Origin of the sequence: Nonomuraea sp. ATR24 (genome assembly GCF_041950485.1) — a bacterium.
GTDB classification, from domain to species: domain Bacteria; phylum Actinomycetota; class Actinomycetes; order Streptosporangiales; family Streptosporangiaceae; genus Nonomuraea; species Nonomuraea ceibae.
Window position 1 is genome coordinate 73,791 of the sequence record NZ_JBGNUU010000032.1, and the last position, 7,107, is coordinate 80,897.

General features: G+C 75.5%; 5 protein-coding genes. 2 read left to right on the forward strand and 3 right to left on the reverse strand.

What is annotated here, in order from left to right:
* Nucleotides 1–16: 16 nt before the first annotated feature.
* Genes ACBI99_RS43025 through ACBI99_RS43035 form a run of 3 tightly spaced genes read right to left on the reverse strand, consistent with a single transcriptional unit; the run spans nt 17 to nt 5,214 of the window.
* The gene (locus ACBI99_RS43025; protein ID WP_375075096.1) at nt 17–1,543 is read right to left on the reverse strand and encodes an amidohydrolase family protein; all 1,527 of its coding nucleotides are present in this window, start codon (nt 1,541–1,543) and stop codon (nt 17–19) included.
* An 18-nt stretch (nt 1,544–1,561) separates the two neighbouring features.
* A complete protein-coding gene (locus ACBI99_RS43030; RefSeq protein WP_375075097.1) occupies nt 1,562–4,531 on the reverse strand; it encodes a DUF4153 domain-containing protein in 2,970 nt (989 codons plus the stop codon).
* On the reverse strand, nt 4,528–5,214 hold the full coding sequence (locus ACBI99_RS43035) for a response regulator transcription factor (protein WP_219508354.1): 687 nt from the start codon (nt 5,212–5,214) through the stop codon (nt 4,528–4,530). The genes ACBI99_RS43030 and ACBI99_RS43035 overlap by 4 nt, the downstream gene beginning before the upstream one ends.
* Nucleotides 5,215–5,287: 73 nt before the next feature.
* Here ACBI99_RS43035 and ACBI99_RS43040 point away from each other — a divergent pair, with 73 nt between their 5' ends.
* Nucleotides 5,288–6,127, forward strand: a complete 840-nt coding sequence (locus ACBI99_RS43040) for an arylamine N-acetyltransferase (RefSeq protein ID WP_375075098.1) — start codon at nt 5,288–5,290, stop codon at nt 6,125–6,127.
* Between the two features lie 55 nt (nt 6,128–6,182).
* On the forward strand, nt 6,183–7,107 hold a 925-nt coding region (locus ACBI99_RS43045), incomplete at its 3' end, for a serine/threonine-protein kinase (RefSeq protein WP_375075099.1).

The following is a 7,107-nucleotide window of genomic DNA, read 5'->3' on the forward strand; positions in this document are numbered from 1 at the left end:
TGTGGATCTTGTACGGTCAGCGCGGGCGCAGGGCCCGGCCGGGGGTCGCACCGGTCAGCTCACCGGCCGCCAGCACCCGCTGACCCGACACCAGCACGTCGTCCACGCCGGCGGCCAGCGTGCGCGGCGCGTCGTAGGTGGCCTGGTCGCCCACAGTCAGCGGGTCGAACACCACCACGTCCGCCGCGAACCCGGGCCGCAGCAGCCCACGGTCGTGCATGCCGAACCGCCTGGCCGGATGCGAGGCCAGGTGCACCACGGCCTGCTCCCACGTCCAGTCGCCCAGCTCACGCACGTGCCGCCCGAGGAACCGGGCGAACGCCCCGAACCCCCGCGGATGCGGATGACCGCCCACGTAGATGCCGTCGGAGCCGCCGGTCTGCGACGGATGCCGCAGAACCGCCCGTACGGACTCCTCGCCCGCCGGGCCCTCGTCGGGGCGCGCGGCCACGCAGCCGGCCTCCAGGCGGGTCTCCACGAGCAGGCGGCGGCAGAACGCGGCGGGATCGACGCCCGCCCGCTCGGCCGCCTCGACCATCGTCAGCCCCTCGGCCCACTCCAGGCCGGGCGCGTGCGAGATCGTCAGCCTCGGCCAGGTCGGCGCCAGCCCCGCCCACCAGGCGTCGAGCTCGGTGGAGGCGATCATCTCCAGCGCCCTGTCGACCTCGGCGCCCGGCACCGACGGCGGCAGCACCACCATGGCCAGGATCGTGCTGGCCCGCAGGTAGGGGTAGGTGTCGAAGGTCAGGTCGACGTCCTTGCCGTGCGCCTCGTCGATCAGCGGCAGCAGCACGTCGGCGGGGCCGTGCAGGTGGGAGACGTGCACCGCGGCGCCCGAGAGCTGCGCGATCTCCACCACGTCCGCCATGCCGACCCCGGCGCGGGCGCCGTAGGCCCGCATGTGCGTGACGTACGGCAGGCCCGCCAGCGGCCGGCAGAGCTCGGCCAGCTCCCCGGCGGAGGCGTAGCGGCCCGGCAGGTACTCCAGGCCGCTGGACAGCCCCACCGCGCCCTCCGACAGCCCGCGCTCCACGCGCGCCAGCATGCCCGCCAGGTCCTCGGGCGAGGCGGCCTCCGGCGAGGCGCCCATCACGTCATAGCGGATCGTGCCGTGCGGCAGCAGGTAGGCGGTGTTGAGCGCCACCGAGCGGTCGTAGCCGTCGAGCAGCTCGGCCACCGTCAGCGGCCCCTCGGTGAGCAGCCCGTTGACGGCGGCGAAGTAACGCGAGGCGTAGGCGACGGTCTCGGCGGAGCCCGGCGCGAACGACAGCCCGTCCTGCCCCAGCACGAACGTCGTCACGCCCTGCCGCAGCGCCGCGAGCTGCACGCCCCGGTCGAACACCACGGCGTCGCCGTGCGCGTGGCAGTCGACGAACCCCGGCGCCACCAGCCGCCCGGCCGCGTCGATCACCACCGCCGCGCCGGCCCCGTCGAGGCGGCCCACCGCCGCGATCCTGTCGCCGGAGATCGCCACGTCGGCCCGGTACGCCGGCGCTCCGGTGCCGTCGAGCACCCGGCCGCCGCTGATGACTACGTCGAACATCACCCCAAGATTCAACCATCAGGAACCGCGGCCGGACACGGCCTGACAGGACGACTGCGCGATCACCGGGCGTTCCGCCAGCAGGGCGCGGGCCCGTGACCTGTCCAGGTTCCAGCCGTTCCACGAATCCGGCTCGTCCAGGCCGTTGGCCCTGACCACGTCGGCGAGCACGCAACTGCGCTGCGGCTCGGGCAGCCGGTCCAGCGCCGGGACCGCCTCCGCGCCCAGATCGCCCAGGTAGTCGGCGTCGAGGTTCTGCACGCCGCGCAGCGTGGCCTGCGACTCGGCGACCCGCAGGTCCGGGTTCGCCATCCCGAAGACGCCCAGCCCGACCGCGGTCACCAGCACGATCGTGCGCGGCAGCCAGCCCGTGCCGCGCCCCGCCAGCCGGACCGCCCCGGCCAGCAGCACCAGCGCGAACACCGCGCCCAGCCACCACACCGTCGCCTCCACCGACAGCCGCAGCCGCGACAGCCCGTACGCGTCCGTGTAGAGCTCCATCCGGTGCAGCGCCGAGACCAGGATCACCAGCGTCAGCCCGCACAGCAGGCCGAGCGGCGCCGACAGCAGCCACCGCTCGCCCCGCTCGGCCCGGACCGTCCCCACCGCGAACGCCACGATGCCCAGCACCGCCACGCTGGCCACGACGAGCTGGAAGAAGCCCTGCCTGGCGTACTCGGCGTAGGTGAGCCCGGCCGTCTCCAGCACCCACGCGTCGCCGCCGAACAGCGCCGTGATCTGGACCGCGACGAACGCCGCGAACAGCAGGTTCACCGCCGTCAGCGGCACCAGCCAGACGGCCTTGCTGACCCGCACCCGCACCTCAGGGGCGATCGGGTCCACCACCGGCCGCAGCGCCACCAGCACCACCGCCGCCAGCAGCACCGCGAACACCCCGGCCAGGAAGATCCGCACCGGCAGCGACTCCGCCCACTCCGGCGCCGCCGTCAACCGGTCCACGTAACCGGCGAACACCGGGTCCGCCGAGGCGAACAGCAGCCCGAACACCAGCAGCAGCACCGCCGTGATGCCCAGCCCCGCCAGCGTCGGCAGCACCCGCCGCCGCGCCGCCAGCCCCTTCAGCGGCCTGGCCACGAACCACGGCAGCGGCCCCAGCGCCAGCAGCACCGACGCGCCGCCCCTGATCACGCCCAGCCAGCCCAGCCCGGCCCCCGACACCGCCAGCGCCACCAGCCCCGCGCCCGCCACCAGCAGGAGACCCACCAGCCAGTCGGCGTCCCGCACGGCCGCCATCGCGATCAGCCAGTACGCCGCCAGCCCGAACGCGACCGTCCACGGCGTCATCCGCCGCATCACCGCGGGCAGCGCCGCCGCCCCGATCATCACCGCGACCAGCACGATCCCCAGCCCGACGTGCGCGTCGGGCAGCGCCACCGCCGCGAACACCCCCGCCCCCGCCGCCGCCGGCAGCAGCCAGCGCGGCGTCTCCGGCACCTCCGGCCTCGGGAACACGGGCGGCGGCACGTACACGGGCGGCCCGCCGCCGTGCTGCGGCTGCGCACCCCGCTCGCCCTGGTACGGGACGGCCGTGGCGCGTGCCCTGTCCGCGGCGCGGCGGGCCGAGGCGGCGCCCATCGACGCGCCCGCCGCCCCGAGCACCAGCGTCGTCCCCGCCACCCACACCAGCAGCCCGGCCCCGTCACCGAACACCATGGACGCGAACACGGCGAGGAACAGACCCCCGACGAACCCCGCCATCACGCCGAGGACGAGCCCCACCAGGACCCGCGCCAGCCCCTCCGCCGCCCCGATCCCCTTCGCCACGGCGGGCCTCTCCGGCATGCGTACGGGCTCCTTCGGGGTCGGGGCGACCGGCGGGCCCTCGGCGGGCGCCGCAGGGGCGGCCTGAGGGGCCTCGGCTGCCGCGTCGCCGGTCACCGACGCCCCGACGAGCGCGGCGGGGACGGGGACGGGGGGACCCTCGCCGGCCTCCCTCGCGGTCACGGGGGCGGCGTCCGAAGGACGGTCGGCGGGCATGGTGATCCTCCCGGGAAGATCGACGACCATGCGGCACCCCGCGCAGTCGTCGATGCGGATGGAGCCGCCGTGCAGTTCGACGATCTCCTTGACGATGGCCAGCCCCAGCCCCGCGCCGCCCGCGTCGGCGGTGCGGCCGGCGTCGAGGCGGGAGAAGCGCTCGAACACCCGCCCCCGGGCGTCCGGTGGGATGCCCGGCCCCTGGTCGGCGACCGAGAGCGTCACCCCGGCCGCCGACGCCGAGGCGGTCACGGTGACCGACCCGCCGGAGGGGCTGTGGCGTACGGCGTTGTCGAGCAGGTTGGCCAGGACCTGCGCCAGCAGGTCGGGGTCGGCGCTGACCGCCAGCCCGGCGGGGACCGCCGCGCGCAGCCGGACGTCCTCGCGCGCCAGCGACGCCTCCAGCACCGCCTGCTCGGCGAGCGGCGCGAGCTCGACGACCTCCGGCTCGATGAGCCGTGAGCCCGAGTCGAACCGCGACAGGTCCAGGAGCTGCGCCACCAGCCGCCCGAGCCGCTCGGTCTGGGCGAGCGCGGTGCGCATGGTGACGGGGTCGGGCGTGGAGACGCCGTCGACGACGTTCTCCAGGACGGCGCGCAGGCCGGTGATGGGGGTGCGCAGCTCGTGGCTGACGTTGGCGACGAGCTCGCGGCGCTGCCTGTCGACCTCGCCCAGGTCGTCGGCCATCGCGTTGAACGCCCTGGCCAGCTCGCCCACCTCGTCGCGGGAGGTGGCCCGCACGCGCAGCGTGTAGCGGCCCTGGGCGATCGTCTGGGCCGCCCTGGCCATCTCGCGCAGCGGCTTGGTCATGCCCATCGCCAGGAGCTGCACCATGATGAGGGCGAGCACCACGGCGACCGCGATCCGGACGTCCCTGGAGAAACCGGCGTTGATGCCGACCTCGTTCACCACGAACGCCGTGCCGACGGCCAGCACGATGACGATGCCGAGCTTCACCTTGATGCGGCCGAGGAAGTCCAGCGGCCTCATCGGCGCACCAGCGCGTAGCCGACGCCGTGGACGGTGCGCACCACGTCCGGGCCGAGCTTGCGGCGCAGCGCCCGTACGTGACTGTCGACGGTCCTGGTGGCGGCGGCCTCCGAGAACCCCCACACGTCCGACAGCAGCCGCTCCCGCTCGAACACCTGGCCAGGCCGCTCCGCCAGCCGGCGCAGCAGGTCGAACTCGGTCCGCGTGAGCTGCGCCTCCGTGCCGCCCACGAACACCCGCCGCGCCGCCGTGTCGATCTCCACCTCGCCGACCCGGACCACGGCGTCCTCCGTGGTGGCGAGCTGCCCGGCGCGCTCCACCCGCCGCAGCAGCGCGTGGATGCGGGCGACCAGCTCCCGCATGCTGAACGGCTTGGCCAGGTAGTCGTCCGCGCCGACGCCGAGCCCCACGAGCACGTCTGTCTCCTCGCCCAGCGCGGTCAGCATGAGCACCGGCACCGGGCGGGCCGCCTGCATCCGGCGGCACACCTCCAGCCCGTCGAGCCCCGGCAGCAGCCGGTCCAGGATGACCAGCTCCGGCTCCGCCCTGCCGTACTCGGCCAGCGCGGCGTGCCCGTCGGCGGCGACCCGCACGTCGAACCCCTCGGCGGCGAGCCGGTCGCGCACGGCGCGGGCGATGGTGGCGTCGTCCTCGACGACGAGGATGCGTCGCTGCTCTGTCACGCCGGAAAGCCTAGAAGGGGGCTGTGCAGAGGGCACTCCCCAATTCGTGCACATCCGGTGCAGACTTGGGCAGGTGAACGTGCCCGCGTACCTGAACCGCCTCCGCCAACGCGCCGCCCCGCCCTCCGCCGACGCCCTGCGCGCGCTGCACGCCGCCCACGTCGAACGGGTCGCGTACGAGGCTCTGGAGGTCTGGCTGGGCCGGCCGACCACGATCGACCCGGACGAGTCGGCGGCGCGGATCGCGGCCGGGCGCGGCGGCTACTGCTACCACCTCAACGGCGCGTTCGCGGCGCTGCTCGCGGCGCTCGGCTACGACGTCACCCGCCACGTGGGCGGCGTCCAGAACCGGGGCGGCGAGGCCGGCATCACCGCCAACCACCTCGTCCTCACCGTGCGCGGCCTTCCCGCGCCGGACAACCCCGGCGGCGCGTGGCTGGTCGACGCCGGGCTCGGCGACGGCCTGCACGAGCCGCTCCCGCTGGTCGCGGGCACGTACCGGCAAGGACCCTTCACGTACGGGCTGCGTCCGTCGCAGGTCGCGCCCGGCGGGTGGCGGTTCGACCATGACCCGGCCGGTTCGTTCATCGGCATGGACTTCGGCCTCGCCCCGGCGGAGATGAGCGCCTTCGAGGCGATGCACCGGCATCTGACCACCTCGCCCGACTCCGGGTTCGTGCGGACGGCCGTCGTGCAGCGGCGCGACGCGCTCGGCGTCGACACGCTGCGCGGGCTGGTGCTGTCGCGCACCGGCGGCAAGGTGCTCACCGTGACGCTCGACTCGGCCCGCGACTACTACGCCGCCCTGGCCGACATCTTCGAGCTGCCCCTCGACGACGTGAGCGCGGCCGAGAAGGAGAAGCTCTGGATCAAGGTGCACGCGGCGCACGAGGCGTGGCTGACGAGCACCTGACCGGGTACACCATCCCCTGCAACGGCCCCCCGGTCCCGGAGGCGAGAAGCCGGCCATGACACAGACCAGGAAGCTCGGCGGGCGCTACCGGCTGCTGAACCCCCTCGGCGGCGGAACGCTGCTGCTGGCGTTCGACGAGCACGAGCACCGCGACGTCGTCGTGCGGATGCTGCGCGTCCCCGCCGAGTCCCGCGAACTCGCCGTGATCGAGGCGCGGCGGGCCGCCGGGTTCGCCCACCCCTCGGCGGTGCCGCTGCTCGACGTGCTCGTCGACTCCGGCGAGGCGTGGCTGGTCATGGAGTTCGTCTCCGGGGCGTCACTGGAGCAGAGCGTACGGGCGCGGCGGCCGCTGGCCGTCCAGCAGGCGGCGCGCATCGGGGTGTGCGTCCTGTCGGCGCTGGAGGCGGCGCACGCGGCCGGGATCGTGCACGGGCGGGTCAACCCGGCCAACGTGCTGCTGACCGGGACCGGGCGGGCGCTGCTCACCGGGTTCGGGATGCCCGCGCCCGGCATGCGGGAGTCGGCCGACCTGTGGTCACTCGCCGCCACCCTGCACTTCGCCGTCGAAGGCCGCCCGCCCGGGCAGGCCCCCGCCACCGGCGCCGACCCGCTGCGGACGCTCATCCGGGCCATGCTGCGGCCCGCCGGGACACCGCCCACGCCGCTCGTCGCCGCCACGCTCGCCCGGCTGGCCGTCGACACCCCGCTCGACCACGTCCTCGCCGCCCGCGGGCCGCTGCCGCCCGGCGAGGTCGCCGCCATCGGGCTCGCCGTCCTCGACCAGCTCACCGCCCTGCACACCGGCGGCGCCTGCCACGGGGCCGTCCACCCGGGCGCCATCCTCCTCGACGCGGCCGGCCGGGCGACGCTCATGCCCAGCCTCGCCCCCGCCCGCCCCTCACTCCCTCCGGGCCCGGTCCGCGGCCGCCACGCCCTCCCGCCCCCCGCCCCGCCGTCCGGCGGGGTGGGCTGGGGCCAGT